Origin of the sequence: Paenibacillus naphthalenovorans (assembly GCF_001465255.1) — a bacterium.
In the GTDB taxonomy this organism is placed as follows: Bacteria; Bacillota; Bacilli; order Paenibacillales; family NBRC-103111; genus Paenibacillus_G; species Paenibacillus_G naphthalenovorans.
In genome coordinates, this window is sequence record NZ_CP013652.1 from 2,727,973 (window position 1) to 2,746,915 (window position 18,943).

The following is an 18,943-nucleotide window of genomic DNA, read 5'->3' on the forward strand; positions in this document are numbered from 1 at the left end:
CTAAATATTCCTCTTGACAAGCAAAATTATTTTAATTCTAAGAGCTTCTCAACGCTTTGGATCGCTTCCTTCAGCTTCGACGGATCTTTACCGCCGGCTTGAGCCATATCCGGTCTCCCGCCTCCGCTGCCTCCGCAGCGTGCAGCCACTTCTTTAATCAGCTTGCCGGCATGATAGCCTTTGGATACCAAATCCGGCGTAACCGCGGCTGCAAGATTCACCTTGCCGTCTGCCGCAGCTCCAAGCACGATGATGGCTGAGCCCAATTTGCTTTTCATCTGATCCACGATGTTCCGAAGCGTCTCCATATCGCCTGCCGATACTTCCGCAGCAAGAACAGCCACGCCGTTTACCTGCTTCACCCGTTCTGTCAGTGATCCCGCTTCAATACCGCTCAGCTTCGCTTTCAGCGATTCGTTCTCACGGGATATCTCTTTCAGCTGTGCAAGCAATGCGTTGATCCGTTTAGGCACGTCTGCAATGTTGGACTTCAGCAGCCCCGCGGCGTCTCTGAGGAACTGCAGTTGGCCGTCCAAATATTCATAAGCGGTGCGACCCGTCACCGCTTCAATTCGGCGCACGCCCGAACCGATACCGGATTCGCCGACAATCTTGAACAGCCCGATTTGGCTTGTATTTTGAACATGGCAGCCTCCGCACAGCTCAAGGCTGTAACCGCCTACGCGCACCACACGGACGATATCGCCGTATTTTTCACCGAACAAGGCCATGGCTCCCATGGCTTTGGCTTCCGCTATCGGCTTTAAGGAAATGTCGACATCCATGCTTCTCCAGATTTGCGCATTGACGCGCCGCTCAATATCCTGAAGCTCCTCTGCCGAAATGCTGCCAAAATGAGAGAAATCAAAGCGCAGACGTTCTGGCGCCACGAGAGAACCCGCCTGGTTGACGTGATCGCCGAGCACTTCTTTCAGGGCCTTATGCAGCAGATGCGTCGCCGTGTGATTTTTGATAATATCTTCGCGCACTTCCTGGGTTACGGTCGCCTGCACCTGATCGCCTTTGCGCAGCACGCCCGATTCCACTACGACCGTATGCACATGCTGACCATGCGGAGCCTTGCCGACATCCTCTACTTTGAGCACTGTATCTCCGGCGGTGATATAACCGTGGTCGCTGACCTGCCCCCCGCTTTCGGCATAGAACGGCGTCTTATCAAGGATCACCTGACACGTCTCTCCGGTCCCTACCAAATCGACAAACCGATTCTCATGAACGATCGCCAGCACTTTAGCCGCAGTTACCAGATCAGTATAACCAACAAACTCGCTTTTAACCGTGTAGTCGGCCAAAGGACCTCCCTGTACCTTCATGCTGTCCGCATCTTGACGGGCCGCACGGGCACGGTCGCGCTGCTCCTGCATCGCTTGATCAAAGCCGTCGCGATCGACAGTCATCCCTTGCTCGGAAGCGAAATCCTCGGTCAGGTCAAACGGGAAGCCGTAGGTATCGTACAGTTTGAACGCATCGGGTCCGCTGATTTCGGAACTTCCTGCTTTACGCGCTTTGTCTACCATTTCCGCGAGGATGGCCAATCCGTCGGACAATGTCTCATGGAAGCGCTCCTCTTCGGTACGGATCACTTTTTCAATGAACTCGCGTTTTTCTACAACTTCCGGGTAATAAACGCCCATGATCTCGCCGACTACCGGCGTGAGCGTGTACAGGAACGGTTTGTCCAGACCAAGCACCTTGCCGTAGCGAACCGCGCGGCGAAGCAAGCGGCGGATGACATAACCGCGGCCCTCGTTGGACGGCAGCACGCCGTCTCCTACGGAGAACACCACCGTACGAATATGATCGGCAATGACCTTCAGCGCAACGTCGGTTTCTTCATTCTGCTTGTAAGTTACGCCCGCCAGCTTGCACGTTTGCTGAATGATCGGCTGGAACAGGTCGGTATCAAAATTGGAATCGACGTCCTGCAAAATGGATGCAAAGCGCTCCAGACCTGCTCCCGTATCAATGTTCTTGCTCGGAAGCGGTGTATAGCTGCCGTCTTTATTGTGGTTAAACTGGGAGAACACCAGATTCCACACTTCAAGGAAGCGTTCGTTCTCACCGCCAGGCCAGCATTCCGGATCATTCAAATCGCCGTAGGCATCGCCGCGGTCATAGAAGATCTCCGTACAAGGACCGCAAGGGCCTTCGCCGATATCCCAGAAGTTATCCTGCAGCTTGTAGATGCGCTCCTCCGGAAGACCGATTTTTTTGTTCCAAAGCTCGAACGCTTCCGTATCCTCGGGATAGACGGTGACGGACAGCCGGTCCGGGTCGAAGCCGATCCACTGGGGACTGGTGAGAAACTCCCATGCCCAAGTGATAGCTTCCTCTTTGAAATAATCTCCGATCGAGAAATTCCCGAGCATCTCGAAGAACGTATGGTGACGGCGCGTTTTGCCTACGTTCTCAATATCGTTGGTGCGAATGCATTTTTGCGAGTTGGCGATCCGCGGATTGTCCGGCACGACGCGGCCGTCGAAATAAGGCTTCAACGGAGCCATTCCGGCGTTAATCCACAGCAGCGACGGGTCGTTATGCGGTACAAGCGGCGCACTAGGCTCGATTTTATGTCCTTTGCTTTCAAAAAACTCCAACCACTTGGAGCGGATTTCACTTGCTTTCATGAGATGTTGTTCCTCCATCAACCTTGATTTTAAAACAAAAAAACGCCCCTGATAAACAGGGACGATTTGCTCGCGGTACCACCCTGGTTATTGTGCGGCTTGCAGCTAGGCGGCGTCTGCACAATCTCCTCTGAACGGACGTTAACGGGTCCAACCGGCGGAGTTTATCCGCACTCTGAAATGAGCGTTCGGTCATCCTTCATCAGAAAGGCTTTCACAGCTGGAACGATCGCTCAACGCCTTGCGAAAGAACGGGCCGCTCCAAAGCCTTCTCTCTGGCTAATGGGCCTATGACCTACTGAATTTCTTCGACGCTTTCTTGTATAATCAAATTGACCTATTCAAACCAAAATTATACTGATCCCAAGCAGCGCTGTCAACATCCGCTGCAGCCCAACAAAGCTTCGTTACTTTACTCTGCCCAGGCGACCCAGGTTACCAGCCGATGCTTAAACATATGGATAACAAAATCCACATAGAAATCCTTTCTGACAATCCATTGGTACTCTTCATTATGATGTGCATAAAACAGGACGTCGGTGTAGATATCATTATCATCGAAAAAGGCCCGTATTTGTTTGACGGCTATCTCCACCCCGACGTCGGGCCGGTGCAGCTTCATCCGGAATTCCACATCCGGCCCGTTGATGTGCTCTTCTATCGTCAGCAGCTCTTTATCGTATTCATACTGCAGCATATCTCACCCAGCCTTCCAGGAACGGTTTACATTAAATATCTCACATAGATATATATATTGGCAATCACGACGGTCACCAGCATGAGCGGGAAGGCCACTTTCAGGTAGCCCATGAACGTCATCGGATGTCCTTCCCTCGCTGAAATCCCGGCTACAATCAGGTTGGCGCTGGCCCCGATTATCGTGCCGTTGCCCCCGAGGCAGGCGCCAAGCGCAAGGCTCCACCACAGAGGTTCGACGTTGCCCACTCCCATGGCTCCCATCTCCTGGATCAAGGGAATCATCGTGGCCACAAACGGAATGTTATCCATAAACGACGAAGCCAGTGCACTAAGCCACAGGATCAGAATCGCCGAGCGTGCAGGATCACCGTCTGTAATCCCGACGGCATATTCCGCCAGAGAAGCAATGATTTGCGTTTCGACCAATGCCCCTACGAGTACGAAGAGCCCGATAAAGAAAAAGATGGTTGTCCACTCCACATGATGGAACGCCTCCTCCAGGTAACGTTCACCTGTCAGCAGCAGAAGCAGAAAGGCACCGGCCAGCGCTACAGTGGCGGACTCGATATGAACGATCTGATGAAGAAAGAAACCCAAAATCGTCAGCGCGAGAACCGTCAGGCATTTTTTCAGAAGCACAGGATCCTGGATCTCCGCCTTTTCATCAAGCTCCATGATACTCAAACGAAGTTCTTCGGTCGTTTGGATCGATTTCCTGTACAGCAGTGCGAATATAGGCAGAATGACTGCCATGATGACGATGACGACCGGCGTCAAATGGACAATAAATGCATTGAAGGTCAGTTCCTTCACAGCGCTGCCGATCATAATATTCGGGGGATCTCCGATCAAGGTAGCCGTACCGCCGATGTTGCTGGCCATAATTTGCGAGATGAAAAAAGGAATCGGGTCCACCTGCAGCCGCCGTGTAATGCTGAGCGTGACGGGAACGATCAGGAGGACCGTAGTGACATTATCCAAAAATGCCGAACAGAACGCCGTAACGGCACCGAGGACAACCAAAATGCGGACCGGATAGCCGCCTGCTTTTTTGGCCGCCCATACCGCCACGTATTTGAACACTCCCGTCTTCGCCGTAATTGCTACAATAATCATCATCCCGATCAAAAGGCCGATCGTATTCAAATCGATATGTTGAAATGCCGTCTCCTGATCCAGAATGCCAAGTCCCACTACGAAAATGGCACCGATCATGGCAACGATGGTACGGTGAATTTTCTCGGAAATGATAAAAGCATAAGAAATTAGAAATAATCCGAGTGCAGTGATCGCTTGCTGACTCATGAAATGTAACCCCTTCCAGAGCTTTGTTTGTAAGACGTATATTACTTAAAAACGAAAAAAAGCCCCACGCTATGAGCTCCTTCTCTGTACGCCAGCTATGTATCGACGTTGAGCCGTTATCATGGAACATTATACGCCTAACCTCACTTTCTGACAAGAATGAAACCGCCTAAAAAGGGTTAGACGGTTTTGCGATGAATGAAGTACAGAAATACGTGCTGAAGAATCACCTTCATCACCGCGAAGAACGGAACAGCCAGGATCAACCCTGCAATCCCTGCAACTTCTCCGCCCACCAGCAGTGCGAAAATAATGAACAGCGGATGCATGTTGAGAGAGCGGCCAACGACTTGCGGCGAAATGACATTGCCCTCAAGGATTTGACAGATCGTATTTACCAGGATGACCAGCAGCAGCATTTTCCATGATATCGTGGATGCCACGATTAGCGCCGGGGCTGCGCCCAGAAACGGCCCCAAATAAGGGATAATATTAAACACCGCAACCACGCATGCCAGCAGCAATGCATAAGGGAGTCCAATCAACCAGTAACCGATATACGCCAGAAGTCCGACGATCATGCATACGGTAAATTGTCCGCGGATGTAATTCCCCAACGCCGTATCAATGTCCACCAGCATCGAAACAATTTCTTTGCGATGGGCTTTAGGTACGATCGCCAGTGTCGTTTTCTCAATGAGCTGCAGATCTTTTAAAATATAGAAGGCCACAAACGGAATGATTAAAACAAGAAACATCGTATTGATGGTGCTCCCGATCCCGCCCAAATAACCGGCGATCGCAAGCGAAATGCTGTTTTCCAGCTTGGCCAGCGACTGATTGATGCCCTCCCGCACACTGTCCGGCAAAAATTTAAGACCGTTGAAATTGTCCACGACACTTTGTGCTTTAAACGCCACATCCGGCATATGCTGGTTCAGCTCGGCAAGCTGTTTGACCAGCATAGGAATGACATTCATCAGCACTACCGTAGCGGAAATGATAAACACCGCATAGATCGTAAGCACAGCGACCGTACGCGGTACCTTGCGGGCCCCAAGCAGCGAAACCACAGGATTGAGCACATACGAAATAATCAATGCAATGATAAACGGCGTCAGGATTTCGCGCAAAAATAAATAAATGCCCACGATGATCGGACGAAGCTGAAGCAGCATGAACAATATGGCAAGCCCGAGCAGCGTATAGATCATCCCGATGAACACCCGATGCTTCGGAAACTGTTCCATAGACTCCTCCACCACCTTGTAAGCTTAACAGGGTAAAACCACCCTTTACAGTATATGTACAAGCTGACGGTCTTAACCCTGTTCTGCCATTTCCCGCGAAAATTAGCATAGTTGAGCTTCCGGCGAATACAATACATAAAAAAGCAGCCTGCGGACAAGACAAAAACACCGTTCCCCCAAGAAACCTAAGGCTTCCCGGCAACGGTGTTCATCGGATGGGTCCGGCGACCCCAAAGACTTTGTTAATTGGCATGTACTTGCGCTATTTCTTCCTCAAAGAACAAATCGTCCAAGGAGCTCAAAGTCCCGTCCTCTTCCACTTGAAAGACAGACATTTTCTCTCCGTTCACGGTTAATTCGATAAAGCAGCCCCAGCAGTAAAACTGGTGCGAACCGATTTTTCCAATATCCTTGGAATTGCAATTTGGACAACGTAGCATACAATCACCCTATTCTTCTTTTGGTACGAAGATTTCCTCCAACGTATCGCTTGCTTGTACGGGAACAATTAAAGCATCCTTACCGATCTTTACCGAATCCGGCATAGGCAGCCATCTGCGCCCTTCCTTTAAATCAGAAATGAAACCTTCGGTCAATTCATAACCTATTACCTTTATACCCACAACCGGTTCCAAATAAACATCTTCTACCATTCCAAGCTGCTGTCCGTTTACGGTAATGACCGGAAGGCCCTTGAGTTTGGAATCGCCGAATAGCAAGGTCCGAAAAACTTTGTCGGCCTCAATGGAACGAACCGCTTCTTCCGACCTGATGGTGACGGCATCGTCGCCAAGCGCAACGACGTCTGCCGAAGCAATACAAGTCATGTCGGAAAACCAATGCCTGGCCTCCAAAAGAAGCGCCTCCACCTGCCATCCCTCATCCATAAGGAGATCCTTCGTATGGCCTACCTGCTTACCAGTTTCAACGCAAATGATCGGCAAACCGATGACATCCCGCGCTTTCTTCACAAGGTTTGCCTCCTTGAGATTTTTAAACATTTGCTTAACGAATAGTACGCAAACGGCTGACAATGGTTTCAAGGATACCCGCAACTTCTGCAATTTGCTGCTCAGTGTTGTCGGCGCCGAAGCTGAAACGAATGGCCGATGCCGTTACTGCCTCCGGAAGCTTCATCGCTTTTAGCACGTGGGAGACTTCCAATGAACCCGAGGTGCAGGCCGACCCGCTTGCCGCAGCTACGCCCGCCAAATCGAGATTCATCAGCATCGTTTCCGTTGAAATCCCCGGGAAGCTGACATTCAAAATATGCGGGAGCACCTCCGTCGGATGGCCATTGATAACAAAAGCATCGGCATCCAGACGCCTTTCTAACTCCTTCACCATTCCTTGACGTAGTTTTTCCATCTTTTGTTTCAATTCATACCTGTTTTTTCGCATGATTTCTACAGCCTTCGCGAAGCCGACGATGCCTGCCGTATTCTCCGTTCCCGCCCGGCGCTTGCGTTCTTGCGAACCGCCATACAAAAGCGGCGAAATCTTAGTTGTTTTTGATATATATAAAGCACCAATCCCTTTGGGACCGTTCAGCTTGTGCGCGGAAAAACTCATGAGATCGACCGGCAGTCGGCTCAGATCCATCGGAATATGCGCCAATGCTTGAACGGCATCGACATGAAAGCATATCCCCTGTTCTCTTGCCAGGCGCCCGATCGCTTCAACAGGCTGCAGTGTCCCGGTTTCGTTGTTGCCATACATGACGCTGATCAAGATGGTATCCGGACGGATGGCTTCTTCTACATCCGCCAAGGAAACCTGACCGAAACGGTCAACCGGGAGGTAGGTGACCTCATAGCCAAGCTGCTCCAGCCGCTCACAAGCATGAAGAACCGCGTGATGCTCTATGCTTGTCGTAATGATATGCTTGCCGCGGGACCGGTACGCTTCTGCCGCACCGAACAATGCCATGTTGTCGCTCTCCGTCCCGCTTCCGGTGAACACCAGTTCGGAAGGAGAGCAGCCAACGAATGCGGCAATGCGATCCCTTGCCGCATTCAGCGCCGTACGCGCCTGCCGTCCTGCCGCGTGCGTGCTGGAGGCATTGCCGTACATTTCAGATAGATAGGGAATCATAGCCTCCACGACTTCCGGATGTACGGGTGTCGTAGCGGCGTGATCCAAATAAATGAACTTCAAAGCGTTTCACCACATCTGTCTAGTAGGATTTAGGAATGAACCTGATCGGAGGAAAAATCTGCTGAGGCTAAATATAAAACATGTAGCTGTCGTTCTGGCTGCCTTCTTCCTTGTAGGAGATCAGATCGGCGAGCGTGGTGGAATCAAGCACATGTGCAATACCGTCGCGGATTCTAATCCATAAGTTTCGCTTTGCAGGATCGTCCTCTTCTGTGAAATCAACCGGACTGATCGGTCCTTCCAGCACCCGGATGATATCTCCGGAAGAGATTTCCTCCGGCGATTTGGATAATATATATCCTCCATAAGCCCCGCGAATGCTCTTGACCAGCCCCGCATTCCTAAGCGGTGCGATCAATTGCTCCAAATAATGCTCGGAAAGCTGGTGCTTCTCCGCGATGCTTTTTAAAGAGGTAGGGCCTTCTCCGAACTTCGTGGCCAACTCCATCATGATTGTAAGCCCGTAGCGGCCTTTAGTGGATATCTTCAAATCGAGCACCTCGTTTATGACATCAGAAAGTATAGATTTGATCTGGTTGATCAGCTTTCTGTCGTTGTGTACCAATCCAAACTGCCTCTATTAACAGTCTGGCATCTTTGAAATAAATGCAATAAAACAATTTTCAGTTAAATAAGCATTTTGCATCGATTCTATCGTAACATAAAACCATGTATTATGGGAGAAAAACCGTGACATATTAATGAAAAATTTTATTCTTTTTGCAATTCGATGTATAATACAAGAATGCCAGTCAAGGAAAGTGGGGTATGAGACATATGACGAAAAAAGCACGCGTCGTCCTCGGCATGTCCGGCGGCGTCGATTCTTCGGTTTCGGCGCTCCTTCTTAAGGAACAAGGCTATGAGGTTATCGGCGTTTTCATGAAAAATTGGGACGATACGGACGAATTCGGCCACTGTACCGCAGAGGAAGATGCGGAAGATGTAAGGCGCGTTTGCGACCAAATCGGTATTCCCTATTATACGGTAAATTTTGAAAAACAATACATGGATAAGGTATTCACATACTTTTTGGACGAATATCGTAAAGGCCGGACCCCGAATCCGGACGTCATGTGCAACCGGGAAATCAAATTCGGGGAATTTTTGAACAAAGCGCTGGAACTCGGCGCAGATTATATCGCGACCGGGCATTATGCCCGTGTGGAGCACCGGGACGGAGCGTACAGGCTGCTTCGCGGGTTGGATTCGAACAAGGATCAAACCTATTTTCTCCATGCTTTGGATCAATACCAGCTTTCCAAGGCAATGTTTCCGATCGGCCATCTGCCGAAGCCTGAAGTACGCGCGATCGCGGAGAAGGCCGGATTGGCTACGGCCAAGAAAAAGGACAGCACCGGGGTATGCTTCATCGGCGAACGCAACTTCAAGGCGTTTCTCAGCAACTATCTTCCGGCCAAGCCCGGCGAGATGAGAACGCTCGAAGGCGAGATCAAAGGCCGTCATGACGGCCTCATGTACTACACGATGGGCCAGCGTCAAGGACTCGGCATCGGAGGCTCGGGCAGCGGAGAACCATGGTTTGTCGCCGGCAAAGACCTTGAGAACAACATTTTATATGTCGTTCAAGGAGAAAAACACCCTGCCCTCTATTCAACGGGTCTCCAGGCTACCGATTTGACCTGGATCAAGGGAGAGGCGCCGAAGGAACCGCTTCGCTGTACAGCGAAATTCCGCTATCGGCAGCCGGATCAGGACGTCACCGTTCATTTCGGTGAAGGCGGTGCCTGCGAGGTCGTGTTCGACCAGCCGCAAAAGGCCATCACACCGGGCCAGGCGGTCGTCTTCTACGACGGAGACGAGTGTCTGGGCGGCGCAACCATCGATAAAATCATACAATAATCTGTAAAAGAAAATTCCTTTTAACGCTCTCTTGAACACTTAAAAATGCTGTAACGTCAACAAAGAAGTTATGTTCGCCTTCATGAACATAACTTCTTTGTTTATCCGCCTAGGGCTCATCCTTCATGTGCGGACGGATCGGGGCCGACATCCGATGCCTTTCGTTTCACCAATATTCTCGAAATCCGCAAATGGTCGATTTCATCTATAATAAAATCGTATTCATCATTCCAAGTCAGCTGCTGATGCTTCTGCGGGGGCATCTCCACCTGAGAGTAAATCCATCCGCCGATCGTATCATAGTCATCCGTTTCGATCCGGATTCCAAAGTAGCTGTTCACCTCCTCGAGAAGCATACGCCCGTCGATGGAATAGGTTGCTGCATCCCTCCACTCCATCTTTGGCCGCTCCTCGTCAAATTCATCCTGGACCTCCCCGACGATTTCTTCGATAATATCCTCAAAGGTGACAAGACCGGATGTTCCTCCATATTCATCGATCAACAGGACCATCTGCGTCTTTTTCTTCTGCATTAATTTAAGCAATGCGCTGATTTGCATCGATTCGGGCACTTTGATTATTTCTCTTATGATCACCTGCATATCTTCTGCGGTCTCCGGCAATTTCAACAAGTCTTTAATATGTACGAAACCGATAATATTATCTTTATCCGGATCGCATACCGGATAGCGCGTATGCATTTCGTTGATAGCGATCATTTTATTTTCTTCATAAGTTCGATTTGCATACAGACATATCATTTCCGTCCGGGGAATCATGATTTCCCTTGCATTCGTCTCCGAGAAATCGAAAATATTGTCCACCAGCGTCAATTCCGTGCTATCAATAAATCCGCTCCGGTTGCTCTCCTTCATCATAACGCGAATCTCCTCTTCCGTATGAGCCGACGGGCGCTCCGCATGAGGTTCGATTCCGGCCAGACGAAGCAGCGCATGGGAGAACCCATTGATAAACCAGATGAACGGGTACATCAGCTTGTAAAAGCCTGCCAAGGGAATCGAAGCATAGAGCGTCACCTGCTCGGATCTGCGGATAGCATACGATTTGGGCAACTGCTCTCCAAGGGCGATATGCAGTACGGTGATGAGTGTGAACGCGGCGACGAAGGCTATCGTCTGTACAACGGCATCCGGCAGCTGCAGCGGCCCCAAAGCCAGTACCAGCCATTTTGCGACAACAAATCCCCCTACCCATCCGAGCCCGAGTGAGGTCAACGTAATGCCCAGCTGGCAAGCGGTTAAATAGGCGTCGAGGTTTCCCATGACGGACTTCGACCATCGGGCCCTCTCCGGGCCTTTCTCTGCCAACGTTTCGATCCGGCTCCGGGACGTCTTTACCATCGCAAATTCGGCAGCAACGAAAAAACCGTTCAGACACAACAGCAACAGAACAAAACTAACGTTCAAAATCAACGTCAACGGATCGCTACTCAATGGCTTTTACCTACCCACCCGCTTCAGGCGAACAGGCGCACCTCCCTTGGATTTACAATTGCTTCAAACCGCTCGACGGCTTTCGCCAGAATCATATTTCACAAATACATTAATACACTATACAATCCACCGTCAGACTAGAACGAAAAATCGCCATAGCTTATTCCATCGGACGAGCTGGTGCCGGAACAAAAAAAACGTCCGGCAGTGGAGTTTATTAAATGACAACCGGCCGACAGTAAATCCTCTTACTGGATCTTCATAGATGTGACACATCTTTTTATGAGACAGTACTACTTATGTACCTGTGTACAATAGCAATCGAAAAGAAAACTAGCTGCCACTTACATGCTAATATAAGTGTAGTAAATTGTTCATAAGGAGGTTAAACTATGGGAACAGGTAATCCAGTAACGATAACAGTAGAAACGATCGTTCATTGTCCCGTCGAAAGCGTATGGAAATATTGGACGGAACCGAAGCATATCATGCAATGGAATAAGGCTTCCGATGACTGGCACACCCCTTACGCCGAGAATGATCTAAAAGTCGGCGGTAAATTCGTCTCAAGAATGGAAGCCAAAGACGGCAGCTTTGGATTTGATTTCGGCGGAGTATACGACGAGGTGAGCATTAACGAGAGCATCTCCTATACGATCGCCGACGGCAGGAAAGTGAAGGTCGCATTTATTCGCCAAGACAACGACACGCAAATCACCGAATTGTTCGAGGCGGAAGAGACCAACGCCATCGAGATGCAACAAGCCGGATGGCAGGCAATTTTAGACAATTTCAAAAAATATGTGGAAACTGCAAAAAAAGAAGATTAAAAAACTTCTGCGAGTTTGGTTGATTAAATTATTCCAAAGGGGCTGTTAAACAATGTCAATCAGTTTGAACCCGTATTTGATTTTTGACGGCAACACGAAAGAAGCGGTCCATTTTTACGAGAAAGCGCTGGGTGGGAAAGTGATAGGCATCATGACATTCGGAGATATGCCGGCAGACCCGAATCATCCGTTGACGGATGACATGAAGGATCGCGTTATGCATGCGCACTTGAAAGTCGGCGACTCGGATCTCATGTTCTCCGATACGTTCCCAGGCATGCCTTATCAGCCAGGCGATACGGTTCAGATTGCCATCCATCCCAGAGAAGAGGCAAGAGCGAGAGAAATCTTCGCCGCTTTGGAAGACGGTGGACAAGTCGTCATGTCCCTTCAGAAGACGGATTGGAGCCCTTTGTACGGAATCATAAAGGACAAGTTCGGGGTTACTTTCCAAGTGAATGTCCCAATGGAGCAGCCGCATTAATAGTACATAGACTTCCGCTCCGCTAGCAAACAAAGCCTCCTGTTCGCGAATGGACAGGAGGCTTGATTCATTTTGGCACTGCAATTTTTACTGCAACTAGACCCGCTTACAGCTATTTAAGTTCACATGTTAGCCGGACGATTCATACTCTATGGGGTTATATCGGCAACGGCGTCGGGGTCGGTTTCGCAAAGCCTTTCATGTAAGCCTGATCGATGGCTTTACGGATTTCCTGCAGAGACTTGCCCTCCTGAGTCATCTTGATGGACTGAACGGCGATCTGCAGGCAGACACCGCATCTCGTGCCGTGATCATCCCACACAACGGAGCCGTCTTCATTTTCTTTTTGAATGAAGCAATTCAGGTTGCTGACGTGTCCCGCACTCTCACCGCAGCCGCAGTAGCAGGGCATCCATTGGAGAATGTCCGTCGCTTTCCCCGCCGCTTGATACACGAGACGTATCTCTTCTTGCTGGTTGTCCAAAAAAGAGGGCAGGATATCGGCCGAAGCCGTTTTTTCTTGAATATCGCCAACTGCCGTATGCTCATGCCCCTGGTGTCCGCTTGGTGTCTGGACTTGCTCCGGCTTGCTCCCGCATGCCGAAACAACCACGGTAACAGCGGATAAAATCAAGATCATTGCGATAAGCCGTTTTCGTTTCATGTTATTCACTCATTTCGTTTGGAGTTGGAGGACCGGCGCTTTTCTTGGTTTTGCCGGATTTTATCTTCCGTTCCCTGACCTGTGGCTATATAAAAACGCTCGTGTTTTATCGGACCCGGCAAATACTGCTGCTCCACATAATGCCCCGGATAATCATGCGGGTACAGGTAGCCTTTGTGTCCGAGCTGCTCCGCCCCTTGATAATGCGTGTCCCGCAAATGCAGCGGTACTTCAGCGGACCTCAACCTTTCCATAGCCTCCGTTACCTTGGACAGCGCTAAGGGAATGGCATTGGATTTCGGACTTTCTACCGCAAACAGGATGGCTTGGGCAATCACATATTTCGACTCCGGCCACCCGATTTTATGGTAGGCGTCCATCGCCGTCACCGCCTGAACCATGGCCTGGGGGTTTGCAAGGCCGATATCCTCGCTGCACATGACGATGAGACGCCGCAAAAACGTCATCGGGTCCATCCCGAGCTTCTCCACTGCATACATAAACCAGAACAGCGCTGCGTCGCTGGATCCCCGCAAGCTTTTGTGAAACGCCGACAGCACATCATACTGCGTAGACTCGTCCGCTTTAATGGTAGGCCGGCGAATCGACTCCTCCGCCACCGCCAGCGTAATTCGAACCTTACCCTCCTGATCAGGCGGCGTCGTCAGCGCAGCAAGCTCCAAGGCATTCAGCGCCCGCCGAATGTCACCGCCCGCCATCTTCGACAGGTGCTCCAGCGCCCCTTCCTCTGCTTCGATGGACATATATCCGAGTCCGCGCTCCTTGTCGGACAGCGCCCTCCTCATCGCAATAAGGGAATGCTCATGCGTGAGCGGCTGCAATTGAAACAGCGTCGAACGGGACAGCAGCGCACCGTTCACATGATGAAACGGGTTTTCCGTCGTTGCTCCGATGAAAATGATGATCCCTTGTTCTACCGCAGGCAGCAGAGCATCCTGGCGGGAGGTATTAAAGCGGTGCACCTCGTCCATTCTGTTCCCAGTTTATCGTACACAGTTTTGTACACGATGGATAGATATAATACGTATTAAATGAGGCTAATAAAGTAATGAACCCCTGATAATAACTCAGGGGTTCGGGTCGCCTTCCGTCCGCTCCAAGGTGGAGGCTTTAAATGTATCGCTTCCGCTTGGTCTCAAATCGCCCGTGTAGACGATAAGGACTATTTAAGTATCGGTATTTTGAATATAGCACTGGCTTAGTTGTTTGTCAAACTGGATTTTTTAACGATTCAATCAATAAATTCTTCTCTTCAAGCTGTCTCTTTAGCTCCATTACTTCTTTTTCAAGCGCCTCAATTCGCTCATTCTTTAATTTCTTTATGTATGGTGTATGGCGTTCAAATAACATCTCTTCGATTTCCTGCATCAACTTTGTCCGACTAATTGACCCTACAACTTTTGTTATGCGATTTTTCGAAACAGCTCGTATTTGATTTGTCAAAATGTATGAATCTTCTTTGATTTGAGGATAATCTCTTGTTAATACTGGAATCGTGGCTTTCCTTACTTCAAGAGGAATTCTTGTCATTTCAAATTCCTTTATTGAAGTCATCGGAATGATAATAACAATACCTGGATAATCGTCAATGACAATCCCCGTATGGGTGTAACAAAACTCACGTCCAATATTGCTTACGCCTAAATCAACACTTAACAACTTTCCTCTGCTATACCTTTTTGAAAAATATTCTTTTTCAATGATTTGACCGTTTTCATCTTTTTCTTTAAAAATCCTTGGTGTCTCTTTCTTTGCTCCAAACAGACCATATTGATTCCAAAGTCCATTCCATAAAATATACTTTATGGCTTCCTCAATGGTCACATTTTTTATTATTTCCTCTGTATCCTTCAAATTCTTAGGAAGCTCACTTAGCACCTTCGGCTCTGTATGGGCTAATTGGGTGCTAATTTCTTCTGCTCTCGTTTTGTCTGAGATAATTTTTAACAAACCTTTAAAGTCAAACAAATGGCTGCCCTCCTCATTATTACTGTAGGAGAACAAATTTCGACAATTAAGTTCTTTATTCCTGCTTATTAGTCATCTGAAAAATCTTCATACTCTGACCACAAATTGAACTGATTGCCCCCTCTCTTTCAAAGTATTTATCAACTTTTCCAATTCTACATTTCAAGAAACTGTTTCATTTCGTCCTCTGTTAGTTCTGAAGGAGTAATTCCTTTGGCTTTGCAATAATCGTGTAATGCACGAACTTTAACTCTTGGCTCCTTCGGATTTCGTGGAATAGCAAACACACCATCTGGAAATGCATTGTCAAAGTCTTCAATATCTTTGCGTATCATATCTTCACGCACCTTTTCAATAGTATACTCTTTGTCAGTTGGTATTAAAACATCAATTTCCTTTTATTTGAAAGTTGCTGTATGTAAATAGCCTAACATATCCTCAATTGATTTTGTTCTGTTATTCCCGCACGAATTCGTTGGACAAAAGAGCATCCCTTAAATACCCTCTTCATCGCATTTATCTAATAACTCTTGCAATCCTGACCTAACTATATTTTTCATCTGTTCGCCATACAAATATTTATCTGGTAATTGAAACTCAAAACCAACCACTCTATCTTTACGAGTATCTTGGTATCCACCAATAAGTAAGTTAACATTGTATTCAAGAGAATGTAATTTTTTAACTAAGTCAAAAAGAATATTCTCAGCACCATACCACGAAAGAAAGTCATTGATGGATATAAAGTTTTTTCCTTCCCTACTCGTTTTATATTTAATACTTAACAATGGTGTAGTGTTAACAACCTCTGATTTGTAAGCTTGGACTTTGAATGTATTAATTTTTTTGAATAGTTCCTTGCTAATATGTTCTCTAAAGTTAATCTTATCTACTTCACTTATCATTTTCTTGATTGCTCTTTTGCCTAATTCGACTTCCTTTACTTCTTCATACATCTTTTTTCCTACCTCACATAATTCCTTCTCAAAATGATTAGATAATAAATTTATCAATTCACTATTTATCACTTGTATCAGGCTTTTCAGAGAGAAGGAAGATACCCAAAAATTGAATCCTTTTTCTGTCTGTTCTGGAATTGCTTCAATGAAAGGAATTACTGTTTTAAGTAGTTCTTCCTCTTTCTTCTCACCAATTTCGTGAGTAACTTTCACCTCAAAGATAAATTTACCTACATTGACCTTTTCTACATCATAACCATAATCCTCATCATATTCCTTACCATTTGGGAAAACAATTCTGTTTTCATAACAATCAATAAGCACGTCAACAATGAAATTGTTGACTTTTTGTTCAACTGCTGCGTTTTTCAAATAATAATGGTCAACTATCTTTTTTAACGACAGCGGAAAGTGATTTATTCCCAAGATGCTGACTATTTTTTTAAGCGAATCATCCAACATTTCTGCTGGGATATTGAAGAGAACATTATCTAAATCAATTCGATTGTTAATGCAATGTTTTAAGTAGTGTTTCGCATTAAAATGTAATATTGTTTCCTCACTTGCCGAACAATTTGTACCAGGTCTATGGTAAAAATGGTGTTTTCTAATTGATCCTTTTCTTGGCAAAACTTCATTGGTACATAGTGGACATAAATATACTGTTGATTTTGACATTCTTTCAGAGATATGTATGAGTTCATTACCAAGAAGAGCAAATTCCAATTTAACACTCAATCTAAATCATCCCTTCATACATTTCTTAATCAGTTAAAAACTATAGATCTATGGTTTTTGTAATCCAGTAAAACTTTTTATGGACGAATAAGTTGATTCAACATTTTCACAATTTTCATATCGTTTTTCGTTTCTAAATAAAAATGGACCCCTTTAAGGGTCTCAAAAATGGTCTTATACAGCAGATTTACTTGAACTTGAACGTATGTCTCGTAGCTCTCTTGTACTGTATTTCTTATGTTCTGGACGATTAAAGTAATTGACGATTTCACTAATTGATTTATTGCCTAAATCAAAAGCAAGATGTTTAAAATCCTCTGTGAACTCATTTAACTTAGTGACCATAACCGTATCTGTTTTTCTATCTACGATATCAATTTCATTATACCCCAAATAATCGTACTTTCCTTCGAAACGTAGGTGCATATTCACACTCGATAACTTTTTGCTGAGTTCACGCAAGATAATAAGCCTTGAATCATCATCGGCAACACGACTTAGATAAAATATATTATATAAAATAATTGCCCCTTTTTGTGGTTCTCCAAAGAGCTTCCACCCGAATATATCCAAATACTTTTCATATTTCAAAGAAAGTTTTACATCAAGATTTTCAAATGGTTTTATAATAAATGATTTCGTATCTTCGTCTGTACCAATAATAACCGCATTTATAGGCGCAAGATGTTTGTTTATTTCAGGTATCAAGGACTCGATAAACCGTTGTTCAAGAATTTTTGGTGCAAGTGAATATGTGACATATCCTGTTTCTTTTAGTTTTTCAAGAACAGTATTTTGACTTGTTCTGTTTAACCAATTCACAATACTTCTTGTGACAACGAATTTATTGCCTTTGTGGGCATCATTGTAATTTTCCATATCTCTAAGAAATTGCTGTTGTTTTTCCAGATATTCTTCAAACAAATCAACAGAAATTTCTTTACCATTCAGATAATCTTCATACTGTTGACGTACCTCTTCACCTAATTGCAAGTACGGTTCTTCAATTGATGTCGGGATTAAAACCTCATATTTATGTAATTCTTCATTCCAATTGCTTATGATTTCACCGATTCCTGGATATCGTTGATTAAGAACACTTAATCGTTGTATTCTAGATGCTTCTCGCTTTATTTGTCCTTTTGTTTTCCCATCAAGCATTGAATCTATTAAAAAGTAATTAATACAAGTGCTACCCACGTTTAATTTTTGACCGCTAATTTTGTTGTGTATATAATAGATTTCCTTATTCTTAGTGCCACAAATAGAACAACGGATCCAGTTATCACCCGTCAAAATTTCAAGTGGATAAGGCTTTGTATCATCACTTTTCCATTCGTCCTGACAGTTTTTAAATATTTGAGGCATTAGGTGTTCTACTGTTTTAAGATCTTCTTCAGATAATTTCTCTCTGATAAGTTCTTCCGTAATGTCCTCATTCTCTATGATAAACCTATATAAAGTGGGATAATGTTTTATTGTTTCACTGTGATACAATAATGACCTATTTTTCTTTTCAGTTAAAAATTTTGCATTTTTAATTTTCTCCAATACACATTTCTCCTTTATCCTTTTGATTTACCAAACACACGTTTGGTTATTTTAATTATATTATTTCCATCATTTTAATGTCAAATATTTCTAGTTTGGTATAATGACAAAAAGTAAACCACACAATATGGGTTAACTTTAATTTTTTAATTTTTCGACTCAAAAATAAAAGTATCTCTACTATCTCAAGTACATCCTCTTAATCGTAACTCTTCCAACTTTTTCATTGTATAATCCTAAAATAATTACTTCTTGTTACCACTCTACAACATTCTCTTAGGTAAATTCCGTCTTGAAAACTTATCGATTCATCAGAATAATTTATAATGATACCCACGTTATCAAGTTTCCC

Annotated in this window: 17 protein-coding genes and 1 pseudogene; 3 read left to right on the top strand and 15 right to left on the bottom strand. The window is 46.0% G+C overall.

Annotated elements, in window-relative coordinates; translation table 11 throughout:
- Positions 1 to 26: 26 nt before the first annotated feature.
- The 8 genes from alaS to cymR all read right to left on the bottom strand — a co-directional run bounded on the left by alaS (position 27) and on the right by cymR (position 8,549).
- The gene (gene alaS, locus IJ22_RS13505; protein WP_062409194.1) at positions 27 to 2,648 is read right to left on the bottom strand and encodes an alanine--tRNA ligase; all 2,622 of its coding nucleotides are present in this window, start codon (positions 2,646 to 2,648) and stop codon (positions 27 to 29) included.
- A gap of 412 nt (positions 2,649 to 3,060) precedes the next feature.
- A complete protein-coding gene (locus tag IJ22_RS13510) occupies positions 3,061 to 3,345 on the bottom strand; it encodes a hypothetical protein (RefSeq protein ID WP_054819002.1) in 285 nt (94 codons plus the stop codon).
- Between the two features lie 26 nt (positions 3,346 to 3,371).
- Entirely contained in the window at positions 3,372 to 4,652 is a 1,281-nt protein-coding gene (locus tag IJ22_RS13515; protein WP_062409195.1) for an ArsB/NhaD family transporter, read from the bottom strand.
- Positions 4,653 to 4,831: 179 nt separating this feature from the next.
- A complete protein-coding gene (locus tag IJ22_RS13520; RefSeq protein ID WP_062409196.1) occupies positions 4,832 to 5,902 on the bottom strand; it encodes an AI-2E family transporter in 1,071 nt (356 codons plus the stop codon).
- A 242-nt stretch (positions 5,903 to 6,144) separates the two neighbouring features.
- The gene (locus IJ22_RS13525) at positions 6,145 to 6,342 is read right to left on the bottom strand and encodes a hypothetical protein (protein ID WP_054819003.1); all 198 of its coding nucleotides are present in this window, start codon (positions 6,340 to 6,342) and stop codon (positions 6,145 to 6,147) included.
- Positions 6,343 to 6,351: 9 nt separating this feature from the next.
- Positions 6,352 to 6,873: a PRC-barrel domain-containing protein gene (locus tag IJ22_RS13530; RefSeq protein WP_054819004.1), complete on the bottom strand. Its 522-nt coding sequence runs from the start codon at positions 6,871 to 6,873 to the stop codon at positions 6,352 to 6,354.
- Between the two features lie 34 nt (positions 6,874 to 6,907).
- Positions 6,908 to 8,059: a cysteine desulfurase family protein gene (locus IJ22_RS13535; RefSeq protein WP_062409197.1), complete on the bottom strand. Its 1,152-nt coding sequence runs from the start codon at positions 8,057 to 8,059 to the stop codon at positions 6,908 to 6,910.
- A gap of 67 nt (positions 8,060 to 8,126) precedes the next feature.
- Complete coding sequence (gene cymR, locus IJ22_RS13540) at positions 8,127 to 8,549, bottom strand: cysteine metabolism transcriptional regulator CymR (RefSeq protein ID WP_054819017.1); 423 nt, start codon at positions 8,547 to 8,549, stop codon at positions 8,127 to 8,129.
- 287 nt (positions 8,550 to 8,836) lie between these two features.
- On the opposite strand from cymR, the gene mnmA reads away from it, so the two are divergent.
- Positions 8,837 to 9,922 carry a tRNA 2-thiouridine(34) synthase MnmA gene (mnmA, locus tag IJ22_RS13545; protein ID WP_145862535.1) on the top strand — a complete coding sequence of 362 codons (1,086 nt, stop codon included), beginning with the start codon at positions 8,837 to 8,839 and terminating at the stop codon, positions 9,920 to 9,922.
- Positions 9,923 to 10,038: 116 nt separating this feature from the next.
- Here the strand turns inward: mnmA and IJ22_RS13550 are convergent, their stop codons facing one another.
- On the bottom strand, positions 10,039 to 11,376 hold the full coding sequence (locus IJ22_RS13550; protein ID WP_235594127.1) for a hemolysin family protein: 1,338 nt from the start codon (positions 11,374 to 11,376) through the stop codon (positions 10,039 to 10,041).
- 392 nt (positions 11,377 to 11,768) lie between these two features.
- On the opposite strand from IJ22_RS13550, the gene IJ22_RS13555 reads away from it, so the two are divergent.
- Both IJ22_RS13555 and IJ22_RS13560 read left to right on the top strand, forming a co-directional pair.
- Positions 11,769 to 12,206, top strand: a complete 438-nt coding sequence (locus IJ22_RS13555; RefSeq protein ID WP_062409199.1) for an SRPBCC family protein — start codon at positions 11,769 to 11,771, stop codon at positions 12,204 to 12,206.
- A 52-nt stretch (positions 12,207 to 12,258) separates the two neighbouring features.
- Entirely contained in the window at positions 12,259 to 12,690 is a 432-nt protein-coding gene (locus tag IJ22_RS13560) for a VOC family protein (protein ID WP_062409200.1), read from the top strand.
- Positions 12,691 to 12,847: 157 nt separating this feature from the next.
- Here IJ22_RS13560 and IJ22_RS13565 read toward each other — a convergent pair whose 3' ends face one another.
- The 6 genes and pseudogenes from IJ22_RS13565 to IJ22_RS13590 form a co-directional block, all read right to left on the bottom strand.
- Positions 12,848 to 13,354, bottom strand: a complete 507-nt coding sequence (locus tag IJ22_RS13565; RefSeq protein WP_062409201.1) for a PCYCGC motif-containing (lipo)protein — start codon at positions 13,352 to 13,354, stop codon at positions 12,848 to 12,850.
- 5 nt (positions 13,355 to 13,359) lie between these two features.
- Positions 13,360 to 14,346 (bottom strand): annotated as a pseudogene (locus IJ22_RS13570) (AAA family ATPase); the annotation flags it as partial.
- Positions 14,347 to 14,584: 238 nt separating this feature from the next.
- Complete coding sequence (locus IJ22_RS13575) at positions 14,585 to 15,343, bottom strand: type II toxin-antitoxin system PemK/MazF family toxin (protein ID WP_062409202.1); 759 nt, start codon at positions 15,341 to 15,343, stop codon at positions 14,585 to 14,587.
- 155 nt (positions 15,344 to 15,498) lie between these two features.
- The gene (locus tag IJ22_RS13580; RefSeq protein WP_235594128.1) at positions 15,499 to 15,678 is read right to left on the bottom strand and encodes a hypothetical protein; all 180 of its coding nucleotides are present in this window, start codon (positions 15,676 to 15,678) and stop codon (positions 15,499 to 15,501) included.
- A 159-nt stretch (positions 15,679 to 15,837) separates the two neighbouring features.
- Positions 15,838 to 17,040, bottom strand: a complete 1,203-nt coding sequence (locus IJ22_RS13585) for a competence protein CoiA family protein (RefSeq protein ID WP_062409204.1) — start codon at positions 17,038 to 17,040, stop codon at positions 15,838 to 15,840.
- 174 nt (positions 17,041 to 17,214) lie between these two features.
- Positions 17,215 to 18,591, bottom strand: coding sequence for a hypothetical protein (locus IJ22_RS13590; RefSeq protein WP_062409205.1), 1,377 nt, complete (start codon positions 18,589 to 18,591; stop codon positions 17,215 to 17,217).
- Positions 18,592 to 18,943: the final 352 nt, after the last annotated feature.